This window comes from Streptomyces sp. NPDC042336 (assembly GCF_055581985.1).
Genome location: NZ_JBVJEA010000016.1, coordinates 105,975 through 131,941, shown reverse-complemented (window position 1 = coordinate 131,941; position 25,967 = coordinate 105,975). Strand labels below are relative to the sequence as shown.

Annotated in this window: 25 protein-coding genes and 1 riboswitch; of the genes, 15 read left to right on the top strand and 10 right to left on the bottom strand. The window is 71.7% G+C overall.

Features of this window, described 5'->3' with window-relative positions; translation table 11 throughout:
• Positions 1–180 precede the first annotated feature (180 nt).
• The 10 genes from rpsB (at position 181) to ACZ6IM_RS29220 (ending at position 11,013) form a co-directional block, all read left to right on the top strand.
• Positions 181–1,107 carry a 30S ribosomal protein S2 gene (gene rpsB / locus ACZ6IM_RS29265; protein ID WP_052838369.1) on the top strand — a complete coding sequence of 309 codons (927 nt, stop codon included), beginning with the start codon at positions 181–183 and terminating at the stop codon, positions 1,105–1,107.
• Positions 1,108–1,202: 95 nt separating this feature from the next.
• Complete coding sequence (gene tsf, locus ACZ6IM_RS29260) at positions 1,203–2,039, top strand: translation elongation factor Ts (protein WP_052838368.1); 837 nt, start codon at positions 1,203–1,205, stop codon at positions 2,037–2,039.
• A gap of 206 nt (positions 2,040–2,245) precedes the next feature.
• On the top strand, positions 2,246–3,004 hold the full coding sequence (gene pyrH, locus ACZ6IM_RS29255) for a UMP kinase (RefSeq protein ID WP_007444937.1): 759 nt from the start codon (positions 2,246–2,248) through the stop codon (positions 3,002–3,004).
• 179 nt (positions 3,005–3,183) lie between these two features.
• On the top strand, positions 3,184–3,741 hold the full coding sequence (gene frr, locus ACZ6IM_RS29250; RefSeq protein WP_052838367.1) for a ribosome recycling factor: 558 nt from the start codon (positions 3,184–3,186) through the stop codon (positions 3,739–3,741).
• A complete protein-coding gene (locus tag ACZ6IM_RS29245; RefSeq protein ID WP_052838366.1) occupies positions 3,741–4,919 on the top strand; it encodes a phosphatidate cytidylyltransferase in 1,179 nt (392 codons plus the stop codon). The genes frr and ACZ6IM_RS29245 overlap by 1 nt, the downstream gene beginning before the upstream one ends.
• 112 nt (positions 4,920–5,031) lie before the next feature.
• Positions 5,032–6,138, top strand: coding sequence for a dual-specificity RNA methyltransferase RlmN (gene rlmN / locus ACZ6IM_RS29240; protein ID WP_052838365.1), 1,107 nt, complete (start codon positions 5,032–5,034; stop codon positions 6,136–6,138).
• A gap of 38 nt (positions 6,139–6,176) precedes the next feature.
• A riboswitch (TPP riboswitch) is annotated at positions 6,177–6,282 on the top strand.
• A 79-nt stretch (positions 6,283–6,361) separates the two neighbouring features.
• Positions 6,362–7,453, top strand: a complete 1,092-nt coding sequence (locus ACZ6IM_RS29235) for a thiamine ABC transporter substrate-binding protein (RefSeq protein WP_052838364.1) — start codon at positions 6,362–6,364, stop codon at positions 7,451–7,453.
• Complete coding sequence (locus ACZ6IM_RS29230) at positions 7,429–9,138, top strand: ABC transporter permease (protein ID WP_469560464.1); 1,710 nt, start codon at positions 7,429–7,431, stop codon at positions 9,136–9,138. Before ACZ6IM_RS29235 ends, ACZ6IM_RS29230 begins: the two co-directional genes overlap by 25 nt.
• 2 nt (positions 9,139–9,140) lie before the next feature.
• Positions 9,141–10,169, top strand: a complete 1,029-nt coding sequence (locus ACZ6IM_RS29225; protein WP_469560462.1) for an ABC transporter ATP-binding protein — start codon at positions 9,141–9,143, stop codon at positions 10,167–10,169.
• A gap of 43 nt (positions 10,170–10,212) precedes the next feature.
• Positions 10,213–11,013, top strand: coding sequence for a maleylpyruvate isomerase family mycothiol-dependent enzyme (locus ACZ6IM_RS29220; protein ID WP_052838362.1), 801 nt, complete (start codon positions 10,213–10,215; stop codon positions 11,011–11,013).
• Between the two features lie 62 nt (positions 11,014–11,075).
• Here ACZ6IM_RS29220 and ACZ6IM_RS29215 read toward each other — a convergent pair whose 3' ends face one another.
• The 7 genes from ACZ6IM_RS29215 to ACZ6IM_RS29185 form a co-directional block, all read right to left on the bottom strand.
• Positions 11,076–11,786: an LAETG motif-containing sortase-dependent surface protein gene (locus ACZ6IM_RS29215; protein ID WP_052838361.1), complete on the bottom strand. Its 711-nt coding sequence runs from the start codon at positions 11,784–11,786 to the stop codon at positions 11,076–11,078.
• A gap of 156 nt (positions 11,787–11,942) precedes the next feature.
• Positions 11,943–13,061, bottom strand: coding sequence for an LOG family protein (locus ACZ6IM_RS29210; protein WP_469560513.1), 1,119 nt, complete (start codon positions 13,059–13,061; stop codon positions 11,943–11,945).
• Between the two features lie 79 nt (positions 13,062–13,140).
• A complete protein-coding gene (locus ACZ6IM_RS29205) occupies positions 13,141–13,548 on the bottom strand; it encodes a VOC family protein (RefSeq protein WP_052838360.1) in 408 nt (135 codons plus the stop codon).
• Positions 13,549–13,678: 130 nt separating this feature from the next.
• Entirely contained in the window at positions 13,679–15,094 is a 1,416-nt protein-coding gene (locus ACZ6IM_RS29200) for a hypothetical protein (RefSeq protein ID WP_469560456.1), read from the bottom strand.
• Positions 15,076–15,852: an ABC transporter ATP-binding protein gene (locus ACZ6IM_RS29195; RefSeq protein WP_052838358.1), complete on the bottom strand. Its 777-nt coding sequence runs from the start codon at positions 15,850–15,852 to the stop codon at positions 15,076–15,078. Before ACZ6IM_RS29195 ends, ACZ6IM_RS29200 begins: the two co-directional genes overlap by 19 nt.
• A 202-nt stretch (positions 15,853–16,054) precedes the next feature.
• A complete protein-coding gene (locus tag ACZ6IM_RS29190; protein ID WP_052838357.1) occupies positions 16,055–17,428 on the bottom strand; it encodes an aspartate aminotransferase family protein in 1,374 nt (457 codons plus the stop codon).
• Positions 17,429–17,430: 2 nt separating this feature from the next.
• Positions 17,431–17,946, bottom strand: coding sequence for an Lrp/AsnC family transcriptional regulator (locus tag ACZ6IM_RS29185; RefSeq protein WP_052838356.1), 516 nt, complete (start codon positions 17,944–17,946; stop codon positions 17,431–17,433).
• A 164-nt stretch (positions 17,947–18,110) separates the two neighbouring features.
• Between ACZ6IM_RS29185 and ACZ6IM_RS29180 the strand changes: the two genes are divergently transcribed.
• From ACZ6IM_RS29180 to ACZ6IM_RS29170, 3 genes are all read left to right on the top strand, one after another.
• Positions 18,111–19,550: a gamma-aminobutyraldehyde dehydrogenase gene (locus ACZ6IM_RS29180; RefSeq protein WP_052838355.1), complete on the top strand. Its 1,440-nt coding sequence runs from the start codon at positions 18,111–18,113 to the stop codon at positions 19,548–19,550.
• Positions 19,551–19,735: 185 nt separating this feature from the next.
• Positions 19,736–20,935 carry a polyamine ABC transporter substrate-binding protein gene (locus ACZ6IM_RS29175; protein ID WP_052838354.1) on the top strand — a complete coding sequence of 400 codons (1,200 nt, stop codon included), beginning with the start codon at positions 19,736–19,738 and terminating at the stop codon, positions 20,933–20,935.
• Between the two features lie 12 nt (positions 20,936–20,947).
• Positions 20,948–21,499, top strand: coding sequence for an HXXEE domain-containing protein (locus tag ACZ6IM_RS29170; RefSeq protein WP_469560450.1), 552 nt, complete (start codon positions 20,948–20,950; stop codon positions 21,497–21,499).
• Between the two features lie 24 nt (positions 21,500–21,523).
• On the opposite strand, the gene ACZ6IM_RS29165 is transcribed toward ACZ6IM_RS29170, so the two are convergent.
• The 3 genes from ACZ6IM_RS29165 to ACZ6IM_RS29155 form a co-directional block, all read right to left on the bottom strand.
• Entirely contained in the window at positions 21,524–22,681 is a 1,158-nt protein-coding gene (locus ACZ6IM_RS29165; RefSeq protein WP_469560510.1) for a serine hydrolase domain-containing protein, read from the bottom strand.
• Between the two features lie 125 nt (positions 22,682–22,806).
• Positions 22,807–23,547 (bottom strand): glycerophosphodiester phosphodiesterase, encoded by a 741-nt coding sequence (locus tag ACZ6IM_RS29160; protein WP_052838352.1) that lies wholly within the window; start codon positions 23,545–23,547, stop codon positions 22,807–22,809.
• Positions 23,548–23,561: 14 nt separating this feature from the next.
• Positions 23,562–24,722 carry an adenosine deaminase gene (locus ACZ6IM_RS29155; RefSeq protein WP_469560446.1) on the bottom strand — a complete coding sequence of 387 codons (1,161 nt, stop codon included), beginning with the start codon at positions 24,720–24,722 and terminating at the stop codon, positions 23,562–23,564.
• A 56-nt stretch (positions 24,723–24,778) separates the two neighbouring features.
• Between ACZ6IM_RS29155 and ACZ6IM_RS29150 the strand changes: the two genes are divergently transcribed.
• The gene (locus ACZ6IM_RS29150) at positions 24,779–25,450 is read left to right on the top strand and encodes a DUF4190 domain-containing protein (protein ID WP_052838520.1); all 672 of its coding nucleotides are present in this window, start codon (positions 24,779–24,781) and stop codon (positions 25,448–25,450) included.
• A gap of 57 nt (positions 25,451–25,507) precedes the next feature.
• Entirely contained in the window at positions 25,508–25,957 is a 450-nt protein-coding gene (locus ACZ6IM_RS29145) for a DUF4190 domain-containing protein (protein ID WP_052838350.1), read from the top strand.
• Positions 25,958–25,967 lie beyond the last annotated feature (10 nt).

The following is a 25,967-nucleotide window of genomic DNA, read 5'->3' as shown; positions in this document are numbered from 1 at the left end:
TCCCGTACACTTCTGGTGGCGATCCGGGTCACCGGGTCGACTTCGCACGCCCCGACACGAGGCCTCCCGAGGCCGGTGTCAGCGCCCCTCGGTCCCTTGCGGCACGGCGCAACGCGGGCGTCAGGCGCGGGAGCCGTCCGGCTCGCGCGGCACAACCGAGAACACCAAGGAGATACGGCCATGGCCGTCGTCACGATGCGGGAGCTGCTGGAAAGCGGCGTCCACTTCGGTCACCAGACCCGCCGTTGGAACCCGAAGATGAAGCGCTTCATCTTCACCGAGCGCAACGGCATCTACATCATCGACCTGCTCCAGTCGCTGTCGTACATCGACCGCGCCTACGAGTTCGTCAAGGAGACCGTCGCCCACGGCGGCACGGTCATGTTCGTCGGCACGAAGAAGCAGGCGCAGGAGGCCATCGCCGAGCAGGCCACCCGCGTCGGCATGCCCTACGTCAACCAGCGCTGGCTGGGCGGCATGCTCACCAACTTCTCGACCGTCTACAAGCGCCTGCAGCGCCTGAAGGAGCTCGAGCAGATCGACTTCGAGGACGTGGCCGCCTCCGGCCTCACCAAGAAGGAGCTGCTGGTCCTCTCCCGCGAGAAGGCCAAGCTGGAGAAGACCCTCGGCGGTATCCGCGAGATGTCCAAGGTGCCCAGCGCCGTCTGGATCGTGGACACCAAGAAGGAGCACATCGCGGTCGGTGAGGCCCGGAAGCTCAACATCCCGGTCGTCGCCATCCTCGACACCAACTGCGACCCCGACGAGGTCGACTACAAGATCCCGGGCAACGACGACGCGATCCGTTCCGTCACCCTGCTCACCCGCGTGATCGCCGACGCCGTCGCCGAGGGCCTCATCGCCCGCTCCGGTGCCGCCGGCGGCGCCAAGGGCGAGAAGGCCGCCGGCGAGCCGCTCGCCGAGTGGGAGCGCGACCTGCTCGAGGGCGAGAAGGCCGAGAAGAAGGACGACGCCGAGGCCGCCGAGAAGCCCGCCGAGGCTCCGGCTGCCGAGGCCGCCCCTGCCGAGGCCGAGGCCCCCGCCGCCGAGGCCCCCGCCGCCGAGGCGCCCGCCGAGGCCCCGGCCGCGGACGCCGAGCAGGCCTGACCCCTCACCACCTTCGGGTGCCGGACGGCGGGGGCCCACGAAGCCCCCGCCGTCCGGCCCGTAGATCTTCAGACTTCGAGAGAGATTCCGAAATCATGGCGAACTACACCGCCGCCGACGTCAAGAAGCTCCGTGAGCTCACCGGCGCCGGCATGATGGACTGCAAGAAGGCGCTGGACGAGGCCGAGGGCAACGTCGAGAAGGCCGTCGAGGCGCTCCGTATCAAGGGTCAGAAGGGCGTCGCCAAGCGCGAGGGCCGCTCTGCCGAGAACGGCGCGGTCGTCTCGATCATCGCCGACGACAACACCTCCGGTGTCCTCGTCGAGCTGAAGTGCGAGACGGACTTCGTCGCCAAGGGCGAGAAGTTCCAGACTGTCGCCAAGACCATCGCCGAGCACATCGCCAAGGCCGCCCCGGCCGACCTGGAGGCCCTGCTCGCCTCCGAGATCGAGCCCGGCAAGACCGTCCAGGCGTACGTGGACGAGGCCAACGCCAACCTCGGCGAGAAGATCGTCCTGGACCGCTTCGCGCAGTTCTCCGGCGGCTTCGTGACCGCGTACATGCACCGCACGATGCCCGACCTGCCCCCGCAGATCGGTGTCCTCGTCGAGCTGGACAAGCCCAACGCCGAGATCGCCAAGGGCGTCGCCCAGCACATCGCCGCCTTCGCGCCGAAGTACCTCTCCAAGGAGGACGTCCCGGCCGAGGTCGTCGAGTCCGAGCGCCGCGTCGCCGAGGAGACCACCCGCGCCGAGGGCAAGCCCGAGGCCGCCCTGCCGAAGATCGTCGAGGGTCGCCTCAACGGCTTCTTCAAGGACGCCACCCTGCTCGGCCAGCCCTACGCCCTGGACAACAAGAAGTCCGTCCAGAAGGTGCTGGAAGAGGCCGGTGTCAGCCTGAAGCGCTTCTCGCGCATCAAGGTCGGCATCTGAGTCCGTACCGCGACGGACGTGCGACCCCGGTAGGGTCGACAGCAGTCGTCGGCGCCGTTCGCGTATGCCGTTGCGTACGCGCGCGTGGCGGCGGACGGCAGCAGATCTGACGAGGAGGCCATTGCCGCGTATGGGATGCGAAACACGCCCCCACCGGCAGTGGCCTTCTTCGTGTGTGTGACCCACGTAAAAGAGGCGAGATCTCCATGACCACCAAGGCCGAGAAGAGCGACGACGGCAAAGTACGCGGCCGCTTCATGCTGAAGCTGTCCGGAGAGGCCTTCTCCGGCGGTGGGGGCCTGGGCGTCGACCCCGACGTGGTGCACGCCATCGCCCGCGAGATCGCGGCCGTCGTCCGGGACGGCGCGCAGATCGCGATCGTCATCGGCGGCGGCAACTTCTTCCGCGGCGCCGAGCTGCAGGTGCGCGGCATGGACCGCGCCCGCTCCGACTACATGGGCATGCTCGGCACCGTGATGAACTGCCTGGCCCTCCAGGACTTCCTGGAGAAGGAGGGCGTCGACTGCCGCGTGCAGACCGCCATCACCATGGGCCAGGTCGCCGAGCCCTACATCCCGCTGCGCGCCGTGCGGCACCTGGAGAAGGGCCGCGTGGTCATCTTCGGCGCCGGTATGGGCATGCCGTACTTCTCCACCGACACCACCGCCGCCCAGCGCGCCCTCGAGATCGACGCCGAGGCCCTGCTCATGGGTAAGAACGGTGTGGACGGGGTCTACGACTCCGACCCGAAGACCAACCCCGACGCCGTGAAGTTCGACGCGCTCGGCTACGGCGAGGTCATCACCCGGGACCTGAAGGTCGCCGACGCCACGGCCGTCACGCTCTGCCGCGACAACAGCCTCCCGATCGTGGTCTTCGAGCTGTTGAAGGAGGGCAATATCGCCCGCGCCGTCAAGGGTGAGAAGATCGGCACGCTCGTGGGTGACCAGGGCAGCCGGGACTGACCGGAGAACACCCCCCGTCCGCGGACGCCACCTGTCCGGGGGACGGACGGGACGGGACCGGGCCGGGGGATGGACAATGTCCCGCCGGTCGGGAACCGTGCAGGAAGAACGCGACGCAGCCGGCCGCCGCCCGCAGGGGAACCGCAGCCGGGCCTACTCAAGACACGCAGGAGCAAGTGGTGATCGAAGAGACCCTCCTCGAGGCCGAGGAGAAGATGGAGAAGGCCGTCGTGGTCGCCAAGGAGGACTTCGCCGCGATCCGCACCGGCCGTGCGCACCCGGCGATGTTCAACAAGATCGTGGCCGACTACTACGGCGCACCGACGCCGATCAACCAGCTGGCCTCGTTCTCCGTGCCCGAGCCGCGCATGGCCGTGGTGACACCGTTCGACAAGACCGCCCTGCGCAACATCGAGCAGGCGATCCGCGACTCCGACCTGGGCGTCAACCCGAGCAACGACGGCAACATCATCCGGGTGGTGTTCCCCGAGCTGACCGAGGAGCGCCGCCGGGAGTACATCAAGGTGGCCAAGAGCAAGGGCGAGGACGCCAAGGTCTCGATCCGCTCCGTGCGCCGCAAGGCCAAGGACACCATCGACAAGATGGTCAAGGACGGCGAGGTCGGCGAGGACGAGGGCCGCCGTGCGGAGAAGGAGCTCGACGACACCACCGCCAAGTACGTCGCACAGGTGGACGAGCTCCTGAAGCACAAGGAAGCGGAGCTGCTCGAGGTCTGATGAACGACTCTTCCTGGGGAGCGCCGCCACAAGCCGGGTACTGGGGGCCGTCCGACCAGGGACCCGTCCAGGGCGCCGGTCCGGCGGGTCCCGCGTACGATGCGCACTACGCGCAGCAGACTCGCCCCATGCCCATCGTGCCCGACGTACCCGAACACGGCGGAGACCAGGACGACGACCAGGGGACCGCTCGGCTGAGCGGTCCCTTGTTCCGGGACGAGCCGTTCCACGACCAGCCCGTTCGCGACGAGCCGTATCGCGACCAGAACCCGTCGGCGCAGCCGTATGCGGCGGTGCCGCAGAATCCGGATCCCATGCCCGACGCCCCGCAGCCGGCGCAGCCCCAGCCGTCGCCGCAGAAGAAGAGCGCGGGGCGCGACCTGGGTGCCGCGATAGGGGTCGGCGTCGGACTCGGCGTGGTGATCATCGCGTCGCTGTTCGTCGTCAAGGCCGTCTTCGTCGGCGTGATCGCGGTCGCGGTCGTGGTGGGCCTGTGGGAGCTGACCAAGCGGCTGGAGGAGCGCAAGGGCATCGAGGCGCCCCTCGTGCCGCTCGCGATCGGCGGCGCCGCGATGGTGGTCGCCGGTTACGCGCGCGGCGCCGAGGGAGCGTGGGTCGCCATGGCCCTCACGGCGCTCGCGGTACTGGTCTGGCGGATGACGGAGCCGCCCGAGGGGTATCTCAGGGACGTCACGGCGGGCCTGTTCGCCGCGTTCTACGTGCCGTTCCTGGCCACCTTCGTCGCCATGATGCTGGCGGCCGACGACGGTGCCTGGCGGGTGCTGGTCTTCCTGATACTGACGGTCGTCAGCGACACCGGGGCCTACGCCGTCGGCTGGCGCTTCGGCCGCACGAAGCTCGCCCCGCGCATCAGTCCCGGCAAGACCCGCGAGGGCCTGCTGGGAGCGGTCGCGTTCGCGATGGCGGCGGGCGCGCTGTGCATGCAGTTCCTGATCGACGACGGCACCTGGTGGCAGGGCCTGCTGCTCGGCCTCGTGGTCGCGGTCAGCGCCACCCTGGGCGACCTCGGCGAGTCCATGATCAAGCGGGACCTCGGCATCAAGGACATGGGCACCCTCCTGCCGGGCCACGGCGGCATCATGGACCGCCTCGACTCCCTCCTCCCGACGGCACCGGTGGTGTGGCTGCTGCTGGTGATCTTCGTGGGGTCGGGGTGACCCGGTCGGTGACCCCTCCTGGGTGGGTCTGACCTGCTGGTTCTTCGATGAGGGACTCGTTGTCCACAGGGCGGCGGGTCCCTCTCCGTATGTCTGCGACACTGGTATGGCCATGCCTAAGCCCGGAGAACTCACATTCGTCGCGCCGCGCGGAGCCAAGAAGCCGCCGCGGCACCTTGCCGATCTCACGCCTGCCGAGCGCAAGGAGGCTGTCGCCGCGATCGGTGAGAAGCCGTTCCGTGCGAAGCAGCTCTCGCAGCACTACTTCGCGCGGTACGCGCACGCCCCCGAGCAGTGGACCGACATCCCCGCCGGTTCGCGCCAGGGACTGCAGGAGGCGTTGCTGCCCGAACTGATGACGGTCGTGCGGCACCTGTCGACCGACCAGGGGACCACGCGCAAGACGCTGTGGAAGCTGTTCGACGGGACCCTCGTGGAGTCCGTCCTCATGCGCTACCCGGACCGGGTGACCATGTGCATCAGCTCCCAGGCCGGCTGCGGCATGAACTGCCCGTTCTGCGCCACCGGCCAGGCCGGCCTGGACCGGAACCTGTCGACCGCCGAGATCGTGCACCAGATCGTGGACGGCATGCGGGCGCTCAGGGACGGCGAGGTCCCGGGCGGCCCCGCGCGGCTCAGCAACATCGTGTTCATGGGCATGGGCGAGCCCCTCGCCAACTACAACCGCGTCGTCGGCTCCATCCGCCGCCTCACCGACCCCGAGCCGGACGGGCTGGGGCTCTCGCAGCGCGGCATCACCGTCTCCACGGTGGGTCTCGTCCCGGCGATCCACCGCTTCGCCGACGAGGGCTTCAAGTGCCGCCTCGCCATCTCCCTGCACGCCCCCGACGACGAGCTGCGCGACACCCTCGTCCCCGTCAACACGCGGTGGAAGGTGCGCGAGGTGCTGGACTCCGGGTTCGAGTACGCGGCGAAGTCCGGGCGCCGGCTGTCCATCGAGTACGCCCTGATCCGGGACATCAACGACCAGGCCTGGCGCGGTGACCGTCTCGGGCGGCTGCTCAAGGGCAAGCCCGTGCACGTCAACCTGATCCCGCTCAACCCCACGCCCGGCTCCAAGTGGACCGCGTCCCGGCCGGAGGACGAGAAGGCGTTCGTGGAGGCGATCGCGGCGCACGGTGTGCCGGTGACGATCCGGGACACCCGTGGGCAGGAGATCGACGGGGCGTGTGGTCAGCTCGCCGCCAGCGAGCGGTAACCTGACCGGCGGAAGTACGTCAGCACAGTCACATCTTCATATTCCGACAGGGGAGCGCCACAGCGCTGAGAGTGCGGCACCGGCCGCAGACCCTCCGAACCTGGCCCAGGTCATTCTGGGTAGGGAGATCGGTCACCACTCGAGCTGTTGCGCCCTGCCCGGGACCCTCGTCGGGGGTTCCGGGCGGGGCCGCGTCTTCTCCTGGTCACCCAGGAGGAATTCAGTGAGCATCACCAAGAAGGTCAGTGTCCTGGCCGTCGGACTCGGCATGGTCGGCACGCTGGCCGCCTGCGGATCGTCGTCCGACGACGCCGGTGGCAGCGGCTCCGGCGGCTCCAAGACCGTGACCCTGGTCAGCCACGACTCGTGGGCCGCCTCCAAGGACGTCATCGCCGCCTTCGAGAAGGAGTCGGGCTACAAGGTCAAGGTCCTGGAGGACGGCGACGCCGGGCAGGCCGTCAACAAGGCCATCCTCACCAAGGACAACCCGCAGGGTGACGTCTTCTTCGGCGTCGACAACACCCTGCTGTCCCGCGCGCTCGACAACGGCCTGTTCCAGCCGTACGAGGCGAAGGGCTCCGACCTGGTCCTGCCCCAGTACCGGGCGGACCCGGACAAGCACCGGGTCACTCCGGTCGACACCGGCGACATCTGCGTCAACTACGACAAGGCGTACTTCGACCAGCACGGACTGACCCCGCCGAAGTCCTTCGACGACCTGGCCGAGCCCGAGTACAAGGACCTGCTCGTCACCGAGAACGCCGGCACTTCCTCGCCCGGGCTCGGCTTCCTGCTCGGCACCGCCGCCCAGTACGGCGACGGAGGCTGGGAGGGCTACTGGAAGAAGCTCAAGGCGAACGGCGTCAAGGTCGTCGACAGCTGGGAGCAGGCGTACAACGAGGAGTTCTCCGGCTCGGCCGGCGGCAAGAAGGCGGGGGGCGAGCGTCCCCTCGTCGTCTCCTACGCCTCCTCCCCGCCCGTCGAGGTCGTCTACGCCGACCCGCAGCCGGACACCGCCCCCACGGGCGTCGCCGACGGGACGTGCTTCCGGCAGGTCGAGTACGCGGGCCTGCTCAGCAACGCCCAGAACCCCGAAGGCGGCAAGGCGCTCCTCGACTTCCTGCTCAGCAAGACCTTCCAGGAGGACATGCCGCTGAACATGTTCGTCTACCCGGTGCGGGAGGGCGCGCAGGTCCCCGAGGTGTTCCGGAAGTTCGGGCCGCAGGCGAAGGACCCGCGGACCCTGGACCCGGCGAAGATCGCCGGCAACCGCGACCAGTGGGTCAAGTCGTGGACCTCGCTCGTACTGAAGTGAGCCACGAAGGCAAGCAGGCGGTGAAGCCGGCAGCGCTGAAGCCGGCGGGGAGCGTGCGCGCGAGCGCGGTCCGGCTCGGCCTCATGACCGTGCCCGTCGCGTTCTTCGCGGTGTTCTTCGCCTACCCCGTCGCCGCCATCGTCGCGCGCGGCCTGGAGGTCGACGGGGTCTGGCGGCTCGGGCGGATCGGGGACGTGCTCGCGCAGTCCGACGTGCGCCACGTGCTGTGGTTCACCACCTGGCAGGCGCTGGCGTCCACCGCGCTCACGCTGCTGGTCGCGCTGCCCGGCGCGTACGTCTTCGCCCGCTTCGACTTCCCCGGCAAGCAGGTCCTGCGGGCCGCGGTGACGGTGCCGTTCGTGCTGCCGACGGTCGTCGTCGGTACGGCGTTCCTGGCGCTGGTGGGGCGCGGCGGGCTGCTGGACGAGCTGTGGGGCCTGCGCCTGGACACCACGGTGTGGGCGATCCTGCTCGCGCACGTCTTCTTCAACTACGCCGTCGTCGTCCGCACCGTCGGCGGACTCTGGGCGCAGCTCGACCCGCGGCAGGAGGAGGCCGCGCGGATGCTCGGCGCCTCGCGGCTGCGGGCGTGGCGGAAGGTCACGCTGCCCGCTCTGGCACCCGCCGTGGCCGCCGCCGCGCTGATGGTCTTCCTGTTCACCTTCACCTCCTTCGGCGTCGTCCAGATCCTCGGCGGGCCGACCTTCTCCACTCTGGAGGTGGAGATCTACCGGCAGACCTCGCAGGTCTTCGACCTGTCCACGGCGGCCGTCCTGACGCTGATCCAGTTCGCCGCCGTCGCCGCCGTCCTCGCCGTGCACGCCTGGACGGTGCGGCGGCGCGAGACGGCTCTGCGGCTGGTGGACGCGGCCACGACCGCGCGCCGGCCGCGCGGAGCCGGGCAGTGGGCGCTGCTCGCCGGGGTCCTGGGCGTCATCGTGGTCCTGCTGGTGCTGCCGCTCGCGGTGCTGGTGCAGCGGTCGCTGGGCGCGTCCGGCTTCGGCTACTACCGGGCGCTGACCCGCGAGGACGGCGGCGCCTTCCTCGTCCCGCCGATCGAGGCGATCGGCAACTCCCTCCAGTACGCCGTCGCCGCCACCGGCATCGCCGTGGTGATCGGTGGGCTGGCCGCGACCGCGCTCACCCGGCGCGACGCGGGCCGCTTCGTGCGCGGGTTCGACGCACTGCTGATGCTGCCGCTCGGGGTGTCGGCCGTGACGGTCGGCTTCGGTTTCCTGATCGCGCTGGACGAACCCCCGCTGGACCTCAGGTCCTCGTGGATCCTGGTGCCGCTCGCGCAGGCGCTGGTGGGCGTGCCCTTCGTCGTTCGGACCATGCTGCCGGTGCTGCGGGCGGTGGACGGGCGGCTGCGGGAGGCGGCGGCGGTGCTGGGCGCGTCGCCCTGGCGCGTGTGGCGAGAGGTGGACCTGCCGATGGTGCGGCGGGCGCTGCTGGTCGCTGCCGGGTTCGCCTTCGCGGTGTCGCTGGGTGAGTTCGGCGCGACCGTGTTCATCGCCCGGCCGGACAACCCGACGCTGCCGGTCGCCGTGGCGCGGCTGCTGGGGCGGCCCGGGGAGATGAACTACGGCCAGGCGATGGCCCTTTCGACGATTCTGATGCTGGTGTGCGCGGTGGCCCTGGTGGTGCTGGAGCGGCTGCGGACCGACCGGAGCGGGGAGTTCTGAACATGTCGCCCAGCCTGCTGAGCCTCGAAGGAGCAACCGTCCGCTTCGGTGGGCGGGCCGTGCTCGACGACGTCGACCTGGGGGTCGCCGAGCACGAGGTGGTGTGTGTGCTCGGGCCCAGCGGCAGCGGCAAGTCGACCCTGCTGCGGGCGGTCGCCGGGCTCCAGCCGCTGGACGCCGGGCGGGTGACGCTGGACGGGCGGGACCAGTCCGGGGTGCCCGCGCACAGGCGTGAGGTCGGGCTGATGTTCCAGGACCACCAGCTCTTCCCGCAGCGTGACGTGGCCGGGAACGTCGCCTTCGGCCCGCGGATGCGCGGCGCGTCCCGGGCCGAACAGCGTCAGCGGGTGGGGGAGTTGCTGGAGCTGGTCGGGCTGCCGGGCGCCGCCCGCCGGTCCGTCGCCGCGCTCTCCGGCGGGGAGCAGCAGCGGGTGGCGCTGGCCCGCGCCCTCGCGCCCCGTCCCCGGCTGCTGATGCTGGACGAGCCGCTCGGCCAGCTGGACCGCTCGCTGCGGGAGCGTCTCGTGGTCGAACTGCGGGAGCTGTTCGGGCGGTTGGGTACGACCGTGCTGGCCGTGACGCACGACCAGGGCGAGGCGTTCGCGCTCGCCGACCGGGTCGTGGTGATGCGGGACGGGCGGATCGCCCAGTCGGGAACGCCCCTGGAGGTGTGGCAGCGGCCGGCGGACGCCTTCGTGGCCCGCTTCCTCGGCTTCGACAACGTGACCGAGGCTTCCGTCGCCGGACAGGCCGCGGACACCCCCTGGGGCAAGGTGCCGGTCCCCGAGGACGCCCCGCAGGGCACGCGGACGGTGCTGGTGCGGCCGGCCGGGGTCCGCGTCGTCCCCGCCGACGAGGGCCTGCGCTGCACGGTCACCGCCCGCACCTTCCGCGGCACGCACGTCGCCGTGCACCTCCAGCCCGAGGACGCGCCCCGTCTGGAGGCGGCCTGCGCGCTGCGGTCGGCGCCGGAGGTCGGGGCCGCGGTAGGGGTGGAGTTCGACGCGGCGGAAGTCGTCGTACTCGGCTGACCGTGTCTTCCGGGGTGATCGTCGCGCTCCTAGGGTGGGCCGCATGTCACTTCTCGCGCACGACCGGTACTGCGACGAAATCGTTCACCAGGTGGGCGGGCTCAGGGCCGTGGTCACCTCCGGCGCGGACCTGACCGCCACCGTGCCGACCTGCCCGGACTGGACCCTGGAGGACCTGGTACGGCACGTGGGCCGGGCTCTGCGCTGGACCGGGCTGATCGTCGCCACCCGCGCCGGGGAGGACCTCCCGGTGGACCGTGCGCCGGGCGCGGCGGGGCCCGCGGAGACCGGGGACGCGGCGGCGCTGGACGCGTGGCCGGCGGAGTCCGGCGACGTGGTCGCCGGGGCGCTGCGGGAGGCCGGTCCGGACGCGCACGCGTGGTCGTGGGCCGGCATCGACACGGCGGGGTTCTGGGCGCGCCGGATGACCCACGAACTCGTCGTCCACGGCGCGGACGCGGCCCTGACGGCGGGCCTGCCCCTCCAGACGGTCGCGCCCGAGGTGGCGGCCGACGCGATCGACGAGTGGCTGGACATCGTGCGGTTCGTGCAGCGGGCCCTGCCAGGCGGATCGGCGAACGAACTGCGCGCCCCCGGCAGCAGCCTCCACCTGCACGCGACCGACACCCCGGCCGGGTTGAACGCCGAGTGGATCGTCGAGCTGCCCGACGACGGCATCACCTGGCGCCGCGGGCACGGGAAGGCGACGGTGGCGCTGCGCGGGCCGGTCACGGGCGTGCTGCTGGCTTTCTACGGCCGACTGCCGCCGGACGCCCCGGGGCTCGAGGTGCTCGGTGACCGGGGGCTGCTCGAACTCTGGCTGGAGAAGGCGACGTTCGGCTGACACGACGGTGGCCCGGCCCGGACCGGGACGGGCCACCGCGGTGAGCGCGTGGGCGCGGGGAATCAGCTGCCGCTGTTCGCCCCGCGACGGCGCAGGCCGAAGAAGACGGCGCCGCCACCGACGACGACCAGGGCCGCCGCGATACCGGCGATCATGCCGGTGTTGGAGTTGGCACCGGTCTCGGCGAGGTTGGAGTCACCGGCCGCCGGGGACGGGGCGTTGTCGTTCGGCACCGCCGCCGGGGCGCTGCTCTCCGGCTGCGACGGCGCGGGGGCCGACGTGGACGGCTCGGGGGCCGGGGACTCCGTCTCGTCGGACGGGGTCGAGGAGCTCTCCGACGGGGCCGGGGACGGGGGCGGGGTGTCCTCGGTCTTGCAGGGGGTCGACGGGGTCGTGAGGTCCGGCTTGATGTCCTCGTCGACGTACTTGTCGGCCTTGACGTGGATGCGGTACGTCGTGTTCGGCTGCCAGTCCACGGGGAAGGAGACGGTGGTGCCCTCCTTGGAGCCCTTGACCGTCTGCTGGCCGACCTGCTTGTCGCCGTCCTTGAGGTAGACGGTGACGGTGGCCGGGATGCCGGCGGGGTCCACGTCGGTGACGGTGATGACACCGTTGTCCCCGTCGCACTTGGCTGCGGCGGAGAACTCGCCGATGTTGCAGGCGAGGGCGGTGCCCGAGGCGCTGAGCGCCAGGGCCGCGGAGGCGGCGACGACGCCGAGGGCGCGGACGCTACGGCGTGATGCCGTGCGGCTGATTATGGACAGGGCTGCCACGTTTGTCCTTTACGGGAGCGCGGATGCGGGGGGTGAAGAGGGTGCCGACGCCCGATGGCGCGGCATCAGCACACCCATGAGCCTCACTGGTCTATAAGCGGGGCGTAAGAAGTGTCAACGCATATGCCTGCTGGGGCCGTTGACTTTGCCGTCTTATTAACCGCCAAGACGTTTCAGCGCATCGGGAGCCTCGTCGATTCGGTCAACCAGCGCGATTCTGGACTCCATCGGCCGCCCCTTCGCCAGCGATCGCAGCAGCGGCCACGCCGGCAGCGTCCGGGTCCAGTGCTCCCGGTCCACGAGCACCATCGGCGTGGGCTCGCCGCGCGACCCGTAGTAGTTCGGCGTCGCGTTGTCGAAGATCTCCTGCAAGGTGCCGGCCGCGCCCGGCAGGAACACCACGCCCGCGGTGGAGCGGGCCAGCAGGCCGTCCTCACGCGTGGCGTTGGCGAAGTACTTGGCGATGTGCTCGGCGAAGGCGTTGGGCGGCTCTTGACCGTAGAACCAGGTCGGGATGCCGACCGAGGCGCCGCCGCCGGGCCAGCGCTCGCGCACCTCGAACGCGGACCGGGCCCAGTCGGCGATCGACCGCGCGAACGACGGGGTCTTGGCGAGCAGCACCAGCGCGTCGTCCAGCATCCGGTCGTCGAACGGGGCGGCGTACGCGCCGAGGTTCGCCGCCTCCATCGCGCCCGGACCGCCGCCCGTGGCCACCGTGAGACCGGCGCGGGCCAGCTCCCGGCCCAGGCGTGCGGCACCCGAGTACTCCGCGGTTCCGCGGGCCATGGCGTGGCCGCCCATGACGCCCACCACCCGGTCACCGACGACGAGTTCGTCCAGCGCGTCCGACACGGCGTCGTCATGGACCGCGCGCAGCATGGAGGCGAACACGTCACCGTCGGCCTTGGTCTGCTGGAACCAGTCGTAGGCCAGGGCGTCCGGTGTCGCCCCGTAGCCCTCGTCCAGACGGGCGTAGAGCTCGTCGGGGGAGTAGACACGCCCCCGGTAGGGGTCGAAGGGCAGGCCCGGTATGGGCGGGAAGACCAGGGCGCCGGCGGCGCGCACCCTGGCGGCGGCACCGGGGTCCATGGGGCAGCCGAGGAAGACGGCGCCCGTGGGGTCGGCGGCGAGCAGCGCGTCCGTACGGTCCGTCAGGTCGACGGCCTGGACGCGGTGGTGGGCGAGGCCGCCGGGCGCCGAGACGACCCGGTCGAACTCGGCGAGGCTCTCGATCTCCCGGTCGTGGGAGGCGTGGTGGGACTGGAACTGTGACAGTGACGGTGACCCGTGCGGTGACCGGGCCGTGCGCTGGGCGGGTGTCTGATCCACCCGCCCATGCTAGGCAGGCGCCGGATCAGCCCTGGACCGCCGCCGGGTCCATCCACACGACCTCGAAGGTGTGGCCGTCGACGTCGTCGAAGGCCCGGCCGTACATGAAGCCGTGGTCCTGGGTCTCGCCGGAGACCGAGCCGCCGGCCGCGACCGCCTTCTCCACCAGCTCGTCGACCTTCTCGCGGCTCTCGGCGCTCAGCGCGATCAGCACCTCGCTGGACTTCGTGGAGTCCGCGATCTCCTTCTTGGTGAACTGGCGGTACTTCTCAGGCGTGTGCACCATCACGACGATGGCGTCGCTCAGCGGGATCGAGGCGGTGCTGTCGTCGCTGAACTGGGCGTTGATCTCGTACCCGAGCCCGGTGAAGAACTTCTTCGAGGCGTCGAGGTCGTTGGTGGCCAGGTTCAGGAAGATCATCTGCTGGGACATGGGGGCCTCTCCCGTGGGTGTGCCGCTGTCGCGGTGCGCTTGGTATGCCGTGCCGTTCGAAGAAGTAGACGGGAGGCGGCCCCGGAACTCATCGCCGGTGCGCGGACTTTCTCGGAAAGGTTTCCGGCGGTCAGTGGTCCAGCGGCAGGGCCGCCAGTACCGCGACGATCAGGACCAGCGGACCGAACAGGGCGAGCAGGGCGGCGGCGCGTACGGCGGCGGCGGCACGCAGGGTCGCCGGGGGCGCGCCGAGCCGCAGCAGGGCGTCCCTGGTGTCGGTTCGGGCGTGCCTGGCCTCGACGGCCGCGGTGAGCAGGGTGGCCACCGTGCAGCCCGCCACCAGGAGGGCGCCCAGGGTGCTGAGCGGGCCGAAAGCGGGCCCGCCCCCGTCGTACACGGTCGTGGTCACGTAGGCCGCGGCGGCGACGGCGGCCACGACGCCCAGCGGGCGGCCGACGCGCTGCGACTCCTCCATGAGGACGCGGCCGGCCAGGAGGCGCAGGGCGCCGGGCCGGGCGGCCTGGAGCAGACGGCCGCACAGGTGGGTGAGGCCCGGCCCGGCCAGGGCCAGGCCCAGGGCGGTGAGGGCCCAGCCGATCAGCACGCCGACGGAGGGGGCGGTGCCGGGGGCGGGGGCGCCGGCCGCGTTGCCGGTGTAGGTCTCGACGGTGAGGCCCGCGGTGAGTACGGCGATGCCCCAGGGGAGGGCGGTGGTGTTCTGGGGGCGGGGGGCCGGCTCGGTCGCGGTGTCGGGGGCGGGGTCCGGCGTCCGCGGGGTGGCGTCCGCCGGGGCCGGGGGAGCGGCCTCCAGCGTCTGCGTCGCGCCGTCCGCCGAAACCGAGGCCGAGGAGTGGGGATCACTTGCCTGCGTCAGCACGGCGCCGCCTGCGCCCGCCCGTGCCGTCCCAGCGGCAGGGACAGCGGTGCGGGCGCCGAAGCGGCCGTACGCGCCGAAGGTCTCGCGGGCCTTGCCCCAGCCGTACGCGCCGAAGCGGCCGTAACCGCGAGGTGCCGCGGCCGCGGCGGTCCGGGGGTCGCGGGGCCGCAGCGTGTGGGCCACGGCGGCCGACGCGCAGGCCGGTACGAGGACCAGCAGGGTCAGGACGGCCGGGGCGGGGAGGGACTGGCCGACGGCCAGGGCGTCGGCCGCCACGCGGCCGGAGGGCGGACCGTCGGTCAGGTCACCGCGCAGGTACAGGAAGCCGAGCAGGGCCGCCACCGAACCGAGCGCGGCGGACAGGGCGGTGGTCGTCGCCGAGACGGCCATCAGCCGGCCCGGGCCCAGCCCGATCGCCGACAGTCCCGAGCGCGGCCGGGTCCCGGGGTCGGTGCGGGCCACGGCGACCGCGAGGTACACCGCGGCGGCCAGCGGCGCCGCGCACCAGGCCAGCCGCAGGGCGGAGGCGCCGGGCGCGTCGGGGTGGCTCAGGGCGTGGCCCAGGGCGCACAGCAGCAGGAAGCCCGTGCCCGCCGAGGCCACCGCGACCAGCAGGCGGCGCAGGTGGACGGCGAGGTGGGCGGTGCGGGTCAGGCGGAGAGCGAGCACGCCGCCCGGCCTTCCGTTCCGGGAGTCCCGGCGGCACCCGTGGCCACCGTGGTCTCGGCGAGCGGCGGCAGGTGCACGGTCCGTACCCGGCGTCCGTCGAGGAGGGCGACCGCGCGGTCCGCCAGGGCGGCGGTCTGCGCGTCGTGCGTGGCGAGCAGGACGGTGATGCCGTGCGAGCGGGCCGCCGTGGTGAGCGTCCGCAGGACGTGGGCGCGGTCGGCGCGGTGCAGGGGGGCCGTCGGCTCGTCGGCGAACAGGACCGTCGGGGCGACGGCGAGGGCGCGGGCGATGCAGACGCGCTGCCGCTCGGCCTGCCGGAGTTCGTGCGGGCGACTGCGTGCCTTGCCGCCGACGTCGAGCCGGTCCAGCCACTCCAGGGCGGCGGTCTTGGCCCGGCGCCGGCCGATGCCGCGCAGCATCAGGGGAAGCGCGGCGTTCTCCCAGGCGTTCAGCTCCGGGACGAGCGCCGGGGCGGGGTCGATCCAGCCGAAGCGGTCACGGCGCAGCCGCTCGCGGCCGAGGGGCCCCATGGTGTGCACCGGCACGCTGTTGAACCACACCTCGCCGTCCTGCGGTTTGACCAGCCCGGACAGGCACCGCAGCAGGGTGGTCTTGCCGCTGCCGCGCGGGCCGCTCACGGCCAGGATCTCGCCCTCGCGCACGCCGAGCGACACGCCTTGCAGCGCGGGGGAGCCGTCATGGTGCTGGAAGTGCAGGGCACGGGCCCAGAGCACGTCGTTGTCCGGCGGGGCCTCCATGGGCGTACACCTCGGTTCTGATCCGTATTTCCCCGGTCTTGTCCCTCTTCCGGGGGAACGAAGGCGGGGCCGATCGGTCACTGGGCACCGTAAGGAGTCGCCGCGGAGGAAGCGGGACAGCACGCGGCCCCGGGCCGCCGTTCTCACTCGAACGGACCGTTCCGGGGCCGGTGATGATCCTCTCAGCGGATGATCGGGACGATCAGAGCTTCGTCCACGCCTCCGTCAGCGTGGCGCGCAGGATCTGCTCGATCTCGTCGAAGGTCTCCTGGTTGGAGATCAGCGGCGGGGCGAGCTGGATGACCGGGTCGCCGCGGTCGTCGGCACGGCAGTACAGGCCGTTCTCGAAGAGCTTCTTGGAGAGGAAGCCGTACAGGACGCGCTCGGTCTCCTCGTCGTTGAAGGACTCCTTGGTGGTCTTGTCCTTGACCAGCTCGATGCCGTAGAAGAAGCCGTTGCCGCGGACGTCGCCGACGATCGGCAGGTCGTGCAGCTTCTCCAGGGTGGCGCGGAAGGCGCCCTCGTTGTCGAGCACGTGCTGGTTGAGGCCCTCGCGCTCGAACAGGTCGAGGTTGGCGAGGCCCACCGCGGCGGAGACCGGGTGGCCGCCGAAGGTGTAGCCGTGCAGGAAGGTGTTGTCGCCCTTGTAGAACGGCTCGGCCAGGCGGTCGGAGATGACGCAGGCGCCGATCGGGGAGTAGCCCGAGGTCATGCCCTTGGCGCAGGTGATCATGTCCGGGACGTAGCCGAACTTGTCGCAGGCGAAGGTCGTGCCGAGGCGGCCGAAGGCGCAGATGACCTCGTCCGAGACGAGCAGCACGTCATACTGGTCGCAGATCTCCCGGACGCGCTGGAAGTAGCCGGGCGGGGGCGGGAAGCAGCCGCCCGCGTTCTGCACGGGCTCCAGGAAGACCGCCGCGACCGTGTCCGGGCCTTCGAAGAGGATCTGCTGCTCGATCTGGTCGGCGGCCCAGCGGCCGAAGGCCTCGGGGTCGTCGCCGAACAGCGGGGCGCGGTAGATGTTGGTGTTCGGCACCTTGTGCGCGCCGGGGACCAGCGGCTCGAAGGGGGCCTTCAGCGCGGGCAGGCCGGTGATGGACAGGGCGCCCTGCGGGGTGCCGTGGTAGGCCACCGCACGGGAGATTACCTTGTACTTGGTGGGCTTGCCGGTCAGCTTGAAGTACTGCTTGGCGAGCTTCCAGGCGGTCTCGACCGCCTCGCCGCCGCCGGTGGTGAAGAAGACCTTGTTGAGGTCGCCGGGGGCCTCGTTCGCCAGCCGCTCGGCGAGCTCCACGGCCTTGGGGTGGGCGTAGGACCACACCGGGAAGAAGGCCAGCTCCTGCGCCTGCTTCGCGGCCGCCTCGGCCAGCTCCGTGCGGCCGTGTCCGGCCTGGACCACGAACAGGCCGGCGAGGCCGTCGAGGTAGCGCTTGCCCTTGTCGTCGTAGATGTGGGTGCCCTCACCGCGGACGATGGTGGGGACGGGGGCGTTCTCGTACGACGACATGCGGGTGAAGTGCATCCACAGGTGGTCGTAGGCGGTCCGGCTGAGGTCCTTGGGGCTGTCGGTGCTCACGATTATCGGGTTCCCCACATATAGGTCTGCTTCTTGAGCTTGAGGTAGACGAAGCTCTCGGTGGAGCGCACGCCGGGCACGGCCCGGATGCGTCGGTTGATGACCTCCAGGAGGTGGTCGTCGTCCTCGCAGACGACCTCCACCATCAGGTCGAAGGAGCCCGCGGTCATCACCACGTACTCGCACTCGGACATGGCCGCCAGCGCCTCGGCCACCGACTCCACGTCGCCCTCCACGTTGACGCCGACCATCGCCTGGCGCCTGAAGCCCACGGTGAGCGGGTCCGTGACGGCGACGATCTGCATCACGCCCTGGTCGAGCAGCTTCTGGACGCGCTGGCGCACGGCCGCCTCCGACAGGCCCACGGCCTTGCCGATGGCGGCGTACGGCCGGCGGCCGTCCTCCTGGAGCTGCTCGATGATGGCGAGGGAGACGGCGTCCAACTGGGGACCGCCGTTCCGGGACTCGCGGGAGTCCTTCTGGTCTGCGCTTCGACTGGCCACGGCTTCACTGTGCACGACGTATCGATAGTTTCGCAAGGCCGGATCGATGAAATTCGTTGTCTGGCTCGCTTCAATCTGCGGATATCGCAACCCTGAGGGTGACGGGGGTGTTGAAAACGTCGGGACTCCGTCTAGGGTGGGTGTCTCAGTCAATGGACAGCGAACTTGGAGGGCCGGCAGTGAGCACCGAGCTGCGTCGTCTGCGCAATTACATCGACGGTGAGTTCCGGGACGCCGCCGACGGACGGACCACGGACGTGGTCAACCCCGCCACCGGCGAGGCGTACGCGACCGCCCCCCTGTCCGGGCAGGCGGACGTGGACGCCGCCATGGCGGCCGCCGCGGCGGCCTTCCCGGCCTGGCGCGACACGACCCCGGCCGAGCGGCAGAAGGCCCTGCTGAAGATCGCGGACGCGTTCGAGGAGCGGGCCGAGGAACTGATCGCGGCCGAGGTGGAGAACACGGGCAAGCCGATCGGGCTGACCCGCTCCGAGGAGATCCCGCCGATGGTCGACCAGATCCGCTTCTTCGCGGGCGCGGCGCGGATGCTGGAAGGCCGCGGCGCCGGTGAGTACATGGAGGGTCTGACCTCCTTCGTGCGCCGCGAGCCGATCGGTGTCTGTGCGCAGGTCGCGCCGTGGAACTACCCGATGATGATGGCCGTGTGGAAGTTCGCCCCGGCGCTCGCCGCGGGCAACACGGTCGTCCTCAAGCCCTCGGACACCACCCCCGCCTCCACGGCCCTGATGGCCGACATCATCGGTTCGATCGTGCCCAAGGGCGTCTTCAACGTCGTCTGCGGCGACCGCGACACCGGCCGCCTCATGGTCGAGCACGAGACCCCGGCGATGGCCTCCATCACCGGCTCCGTGCGGGCCGGCATGTCGGTCGCCGAGTCGGCGTCCAAGGACCTCAAGCGCGTCCACCTGGAGCTGGGCGGCAAGGCCCCGGTCGTGGTCTTCGAGGACACCGACATCCCCAAGGCCGTCGAGGGCATCTCGGAGGCGGGCTACTTCAACGCCGGGCAGGACTGCACGGCGGCCACCCGCGTGCTGGTCCACGAGTCGGTCCACGACGAGTTCGTGAGCGCGCTCGCCAAGGCCGCGTCCGAGATCAAGACCGGGCAGCCGGACGACGAGGACGTGCTCTACGGCCCGCTCAACAACCCCAACCAGCTCAAGCAGGTCTCCGGGTTCATCGAGCGGCTGCCCGCCCACGCCAAGGTCGAGGCGGGCGGCCACCGGGTCGGCGACAAGGGCTACTTCTACGCCCCGACCGTCGTCTCCGGCCTCAAGCAGGACGACGAGATCATCCAGCAGGAGGTCTTCGGCCCGGTCATCACCGTCCAGTCCTTCCGCGACGAGGACCAGGCCGTCGAGTGGGCCAACGGCGTCGAGTACGCGCTGGCCTCCTCGGTGTGGACCAAGGACCACGGCCGCGCGATGCGGATGTCCAAGAAGCTGGACTTCGGCTGCGTGTGGATCAACACCCACATCCCGCTGGTCGCCGAGATGCCGCACGGCGGCTTCAAGAAGTCCGGCTACGGCAAGGACCTGTCGGGGTACGGCTTCGACGACTACACGCGGATCAAGCACGTGATGACGTCGCTGGACGTGTGACCGCGGGCGGTGCGCGGACCGCAGGCGGTGTGCGCGGCCCCGGACGCGAGGCAGAAGGCCTCCGTCCGGGGCCGCGGTGCGTGCGGGGGTGAACTCCGCGCGCTCGACAGGGTGTCGGGCCTGGCCGGGCCCGCTCGACGCAGCGTCGATTGTCCCGGTGGGCGCGGGACGGGGATCCTCGTGCCATGCCCCTGCTCCCGAAGACGCCCTCGCTGTCCCGTCGTACCCTGCTGCGCGGCCTGGGCGGTTCCGCCGCGCTCGGCGCGCTCGGCGCCCTGGCCGGCTGCGGGGTCCCTGCCGCGTACGTCGCGCCGGGCGACCGGGCCGCGACCGACCGGTCCGCCGGCGAACGGCGGCTGACCTGGGCCAACTGGCCGCTGTACATCGACACCGACGACGACCACCCCGGCCGGCGGCCCACGCTGGAGGCGTTCGAGCAGGAGACGGGCATCTCCGTCGACTACATCGAGGAGATCAACGACAACGACGAGTTCTTCGGCAAGATCAGCCCGTCCCTGATGAACCACCAGCCCACCGACCGCGACCTGATCGTCATCAGTGACTGGATGTGCGGGCGGTTCGTACGCCTGGGCTGGGTGCAGGAGATGGACCGCTCCCACCAGCCGAACGTCACCGAGTACCTGGACCCGCTGCTGCGCTCGCCCGCCTTCGACCCCGGCCGGAGGTTCACCGTGCCCTGGCAGTCGGGCATCACCGGCATCGCCTACAACCGCCGCAGGCTCGGCCGGGAGATCCGGCACGTGTCCGACCTGTGGGCGGCCGACCTCAAGGGCCGGGTCACCCTGCTGTCGGGGATGGACGAGGCCTTCGCGCTGCTGATGCAGGGCAACGGCGTGGACATCACCGACTGGAAGACGGACGACTTCCACCGGATCTGCGACCAGGTGGAGAAGCAGGTCGCCAAGGGCCAGATCCGCCGCTTCACCGGGAACGACTACATCAAGGACCTCTCCGGCGGCGACGTCCTCGCCTGCCAGGCCTACTCCGGTGACGTGATCCAGCTCCAGGCGGACGACCCGGACATCGAGTTCGTCGTCCCGGAGGAGGGCGCCGAGCTGTGGGCGGAGTCCCTGATGATCCCCAACCTGGCCCGCCACAAGGCCAACGCCGAGCGGCTGATCGACCACTACTACCGGCCCGAGGTCGCCGCCGGGCTGGCCGCCTGGGTCAACTACGTCTGCCCGGTCCCCGCCGCCCAGGACGTGCTCGCCTCCTCCGACGACGAGGAGACCGCAGCACTGGCCGAGGACCCGCTGATCTTCCCGGACGCCACGATGCGCAAGCGGCTCGCCATCGCGCGGGACATCTCGGCGGGGGAGCGTGCCGAGTTCGCGAAGCGGTGGAACGGGATCGTCGGGGTGTAGCAGACTGATCATGTGATGAATTCATCGGGGGATGAACGGGTCGAGGGCGCGGTCACGCTGGGACTGCTGGCCGCCTGGGCGCTGCACGACCTCGAAGAGCTGGCGACCGTGCCGGGCTGGTGGCGGCGCAACCTCCCCGCCCTGCGCGAGCGGTACCCGGCCGTCCCGGAGGCCGTGTGGCGGCGGGCCGGGCCGGTCGACGGGCGGGAGTTCGCGGTGGCGGTCGGCGCGATGGCCGCGGTCGTGGCCTCCGCCTCCGTCGCGGGACGGCTGACCGGCGGCCGCTCGGCCGCCTACCAGAGTGCGCTCAACGCCTTCGGCCTGCACGGCCTCGTCCACCTCGCGCAGGCGGGGCTGGTGCGCGGCTACACGCCCGGGGCGGCCACCTCGCCGCTGATCGTGGTCCCGTTCACCCTCTGGGCCCGCCGCCGGCTGCGCCGCGCCGGTGTCCTGCGCGCCACCCGCCCGCGCGACCTCGTCGTGGGGCTCGGCTTCGCGGGCGCGGCGACGGTCGCGGCGCACGGGGTGGCGCGGCGGCTGACGAGCGGCCGACCGGGCCACTGACGGGCGGCCGCCGGCGGGCGCGGGCTACTTCAGCGCGGCCGCGGTGATCGCGTCGAGCACCGGATTGGGCTCCGCGCTCTTGGCGTCCGTGGCGTTGACCGAGCAGACGAGGGTGCGGGACAGGTCGCGGGTGCCGCCAAATAGCGCGCTGTACCCGTAGCGCGAGCCCGACTTGCCCCAGAAGATCTCGCCGTCGACCTCCTGGTACTCCAGACCCGCGCTGAGGATCGCGTCCGGCAGGCCCGGCGGCGTCGTGAACATCTCCTCCAGCTGGGGCTCGGGCACGATCCGTCCCCGGAAGAGCGAGGTGAGCAGGCGTTCCAGGTCGGCCGTGGTCGAGATCATGTCACCGGCCGCCCAGCGGTCCGCCTGGTTCCACTCGGTCACGTCGAGCAGCTTCGTCGTCCCGTCCGGCCGCTCCACCGTCTGGTACCCCCGGTTGTGCGGGCCCCGGATGCGCGGGTCGGTGCCCGGGAAGTACGTGTGCCGCATGCCGGCCGGGCGCAGGACCAGGCCGGTGGCCTCGGCGGCGTAGGAGCGCCCCGTCACCTCCTCGATCAGCAGGCCGAGGATCGTGTAGTTGATGTTGAGGTAGTGCTGCCGCTCGCCCGGCTCGAACTCCGGCCCCTTCGCGATCGCCGACGCCGCGACCTCCTGCGGGGTGAGGGTGTCGAAGCGGTGCGCGTACAACTGGGCGAAGTCGTCGCCGAGTCCGTCGCCCGCCTGGATGCCGCTGGTGTGGTTGAGTAACTGGCGGACGCTGATCGGCTCGTCGAAGTCCGCCGTGAACAGGTCGGGGAGGTAGCGCTGCACCGGCGCGTCCAGGTCGACCCGGTCCTGCGCGGCGAGCCGCAGGACGGTGGCCGCGGTGACGACCTTCGTGACGGAACCGGCCCGGAAGCGGGCGTCCGGGTGCGCGGGCCGGCCACTGGCCAGGTCGCGCACGCCCGTGTTGCCGCGCCATGTGCCGTCGGTGCCGCCCACCCGCACGAGAGCGGCCGTGGCATCCTCGTCCGGCACCATGGCGAGGGCGGCGCGCAGCGCCTTGGCGTCCGGGCCGTCCGGCTGGTGCTCGGCGGTGGCCGCGGCGGGCGGCCCGGCGAACGCGGGGGCCGCCAGCGGCCCGGCGGACAGCGCGAGCACCAGGGAGGCGGCGAGGACGGAGGAGGTACGGACACGCATCGACGGCATCGACGACTCCAGGTTCCGGGGCGGGACGGTCGTCGATCATCCTCGTCGCGCCGCCCGGCACGCCGTATCGTCGCCGAGGAGGGCCCGGACCCCGGACCGGGCCTCCGGGAACTCCCTTACCGAGTGCGGGGGTTGTCCGGGTTCGCCCCTACGGGCGGTGCGGCGACCCGGTCGCGCAGCGCGCACAGCACGTCGATGCGGTTGGTGGTGATGGAGTCGACGCCCAGGGCGCGCAGGCGGCGCATGGTGCGACGGGTGTCCGGGGTCCACACGGACAGCAGCAGCCCGTCGGCGTGGACGCGGTCGGCCAGGGCCCGGTGCACCAGACCGAAGCGGTAGTTGAGCCACCGCGGCCGCACCGCCGCCAGCAGCGCGGGCCGGGGCGGGGCGGCCGTGGTCCAGGTCATGGCGATCTCGGCGGCGGGGTCGGCGGCCCGCACGGCGAGCATCGCGGCTGCACCCGCGGTGTAGTACACCCGGTCCCGCGCCCCGCACTCGCGGACCACGTCCACGATGCGCCGCACGGCCCGCTCGCCCGGACCGCCCGGCAGGTCCAGCATCAGCCGGCTGCCGTCGGTCGCGGCCAGCGCCTCGGCCAGCGTCGGCACCCTGCCCGCCGTCAGCCCGCGCACCTCCTCGGCCGACAGGGAGCGCAGCGGACGGTCGTGCTCCCACAGCCGCTTCAGCGTCTCGTCGTGCAGCAGCACCGGCACGCCGTCCCGGGTGAGGCGCACATCGGTCTCGACCGCGTCGGCGCCGCGGTCCAGGGCGGAACGCAGCGAGTCGATCGTGTTCTCGCGGTGTCGGTAGGGGTCGCCGCGGTGGGCGACGGCGGTCAGGGGGCGCGGGGTGTCCATGGGGGCGGCAACTCTCAGGAGGCGAGCCAGTCGGCGGTGTACGTGTCGATCTCGTCGGCGATCCGGGCCTTGCCCGGCGCGTCGAGGAAGGAGGCCTCGACCCCGTTCTTCGCCAGGTCGGCCAGGCCGCGCTCGTCGAGGCCGAGGAGCCGGGCGGCGACGGCGTACTCGTTGTTGAGGTCGGTGCCGAACATCGGCGGGTCGTCGGAGTTGACCGTGACCAGGACCCCGGCGCGCACGAACTCCTTGATCGGGTGCTCGTCCAGGGTGCGCACCGCGCGGGTGGCGATGTTCGAGGTCGGGCACACCTCCAGCGGGATGCGCCGTTCGGCGAGGTGGGCGAGCAGCTCCGGGTCCTGGGCGGAACTGGTGCCGTGCCCGATGCGTTCGGCGCGCAGGTCGGTGAGGGCGTCCCACACGGTCTGCGGACCGGTCGTCTCGCCCGCGTGCGGCACCGAGTGCAGTCCCGCGGCGATCGCCCGGTCGAAGTACGGCTTGAACTGCGGGCGGGCCACCCCGATCTCGGGTCCGCCGAGCCCGAAGGAGACCAGGCCCTCCGGGCGCAGCCGGTCGTCGGTGGCCAGCCGCGCCGTCTCCTCGGCGGACTCCAGACCGGCCTCCCCGGGGATGTCGAAGCACCAGCGCAGTTGGGTCCCGAACTCGGCCTCGGCCGCCTTGCGCGCGTCCTCGATCGCGTCCATGAAGGCGCCCTCGTCGATGCCGCGCCGGGTGGAGGAGAACGGCGTGATGGTCAGCTCCGCGTACCGCACCTGCTGGCGGGCCATGTCCCGGGCCACCTCGTAGGTCAGCAGCCGGACGTCCTCCGGGGTGCGGACCAGGTCGACGACGGACAGGTACACGTCGATGAAGTGCGCGAAGTCCGTGAACGTGAAGTAGTCGGCCAGGGCCTCGGGGTCGGTGGGGACCTTCGAGTCGGGGTGTCGCGCGGCCAGTTCGGAGACGATGCGTGGGGAGGCGGAGCCGACGTGGTGGACGTGCAGTTCGGCCTTCGGCAGTCCGGCGATGAAGGCGTGCAGGTCGCGCGGGACGTCGGGGTCGACGAGGTGCTCGGTCAAGGGTTCCTCCCCGGGGCGGCGCCCCGGACCGCGGGGCGGCGGTGGGGCACGGGTGATCGGCTGATCGGTCGTTCGGGGATCATCGTAGGCCGGTCTCACGCCCGGCGGCCCGGGACCGTAGCATGGCGGGCACGAACGACCCGGGGGGACAGGACATGACGGACGCGATACGGCCGGAGGGGGAATCCTCCGGTGGCCACGACCCCTGGGCGCCGCCTCAGAGCGGTCCGTCCCTGGACAAGGGCGGTGCCGGGCAGCCGCAGCAGCCGCCCCCGCCCTCCCAGCCGCCCGCCTCCGACGCGCCGCCGCCCTGGCAGCCGCCGCCGGGCGTGCACGACCAGGCCACGGTCGCGTCGATGCCCGGCGCCGGGTTCACCGGCCCCGACTCCGCGGTGCCCCCTCCGCCCCTCGCGCCCGGCGGCGCCGGTGTCCCGGGCGGTTACGGCTACCCCGGATACGGTCAGGGCTACGGCTGGCCCGGCATGCAGATGCCCCCGCAGAACGGGCTCGGCACCGCGTCCATGGTGCTGGGCATCCTCGCCTGCGCGCTGTTCTGCCTGTACGGCGTGGTCTCGGTGGTGCTGGGCGTCCTCGCCGTGGTCTTCGGCATCAAGGGCCGCCGGAAGGCGGAGAGCGGCCTGGCGAACAACCACGGGCAGGCGCAGGCCGGGTTCGTCATGGGCATCGTCGGCATCGTGCTCGGTGTCGCCGTGATCGTGCTGATCGCCATCGGGATCACCGCCGCGATCAACGAGGAATCGGACTACGACGACCCCTACTACGGCTCCTCGCGCCCCGTGCCGGTCTCCGTCACCGCGGAAAGCTGAGTTCGTCCCCGCAGGTTGCCTCTACGATGTCATGCGCCAACGAGGGGAGAGCAGTTCATGTCGTACTCCAATCCAGGACCCGGGGACTACGGGCCGCCGCCGCAGCCGGGGCAGCCGCCCGCGGGGGGCTACGCGTACCCGCAGTCCGCGCCCGGGTACGGCTATCCGAACCAGGGGCCCTCGTACCCGGCCGCCCCGCCGGTGGGCTACCCGCAGGGGCCGGGCTACGGCATGCCGATGCAGCCGAGCAACGGCATGGGGACCTCCGGACTGGTGCTGGGCATCATCGGCGTGGTGTGCAGCCTGACCTTCTTCCTCTGGTTCTTCGGCGTCATCCTGGGCATCCTCGGGATCATCTTCGGCGCGATCGGCCGAGGAAGGGCCAACCGGGGCGAGGCCACCAACAAGGGCTCCGCGACCGCCGGTCTCGTGCTCGGCATCACGGCCACCGTGATCCTGCCGCTGCTCGGCTTCCTCGCCTTCGCCAGCCTGATGAGCGTGGCCTGAGCCCGGTCCC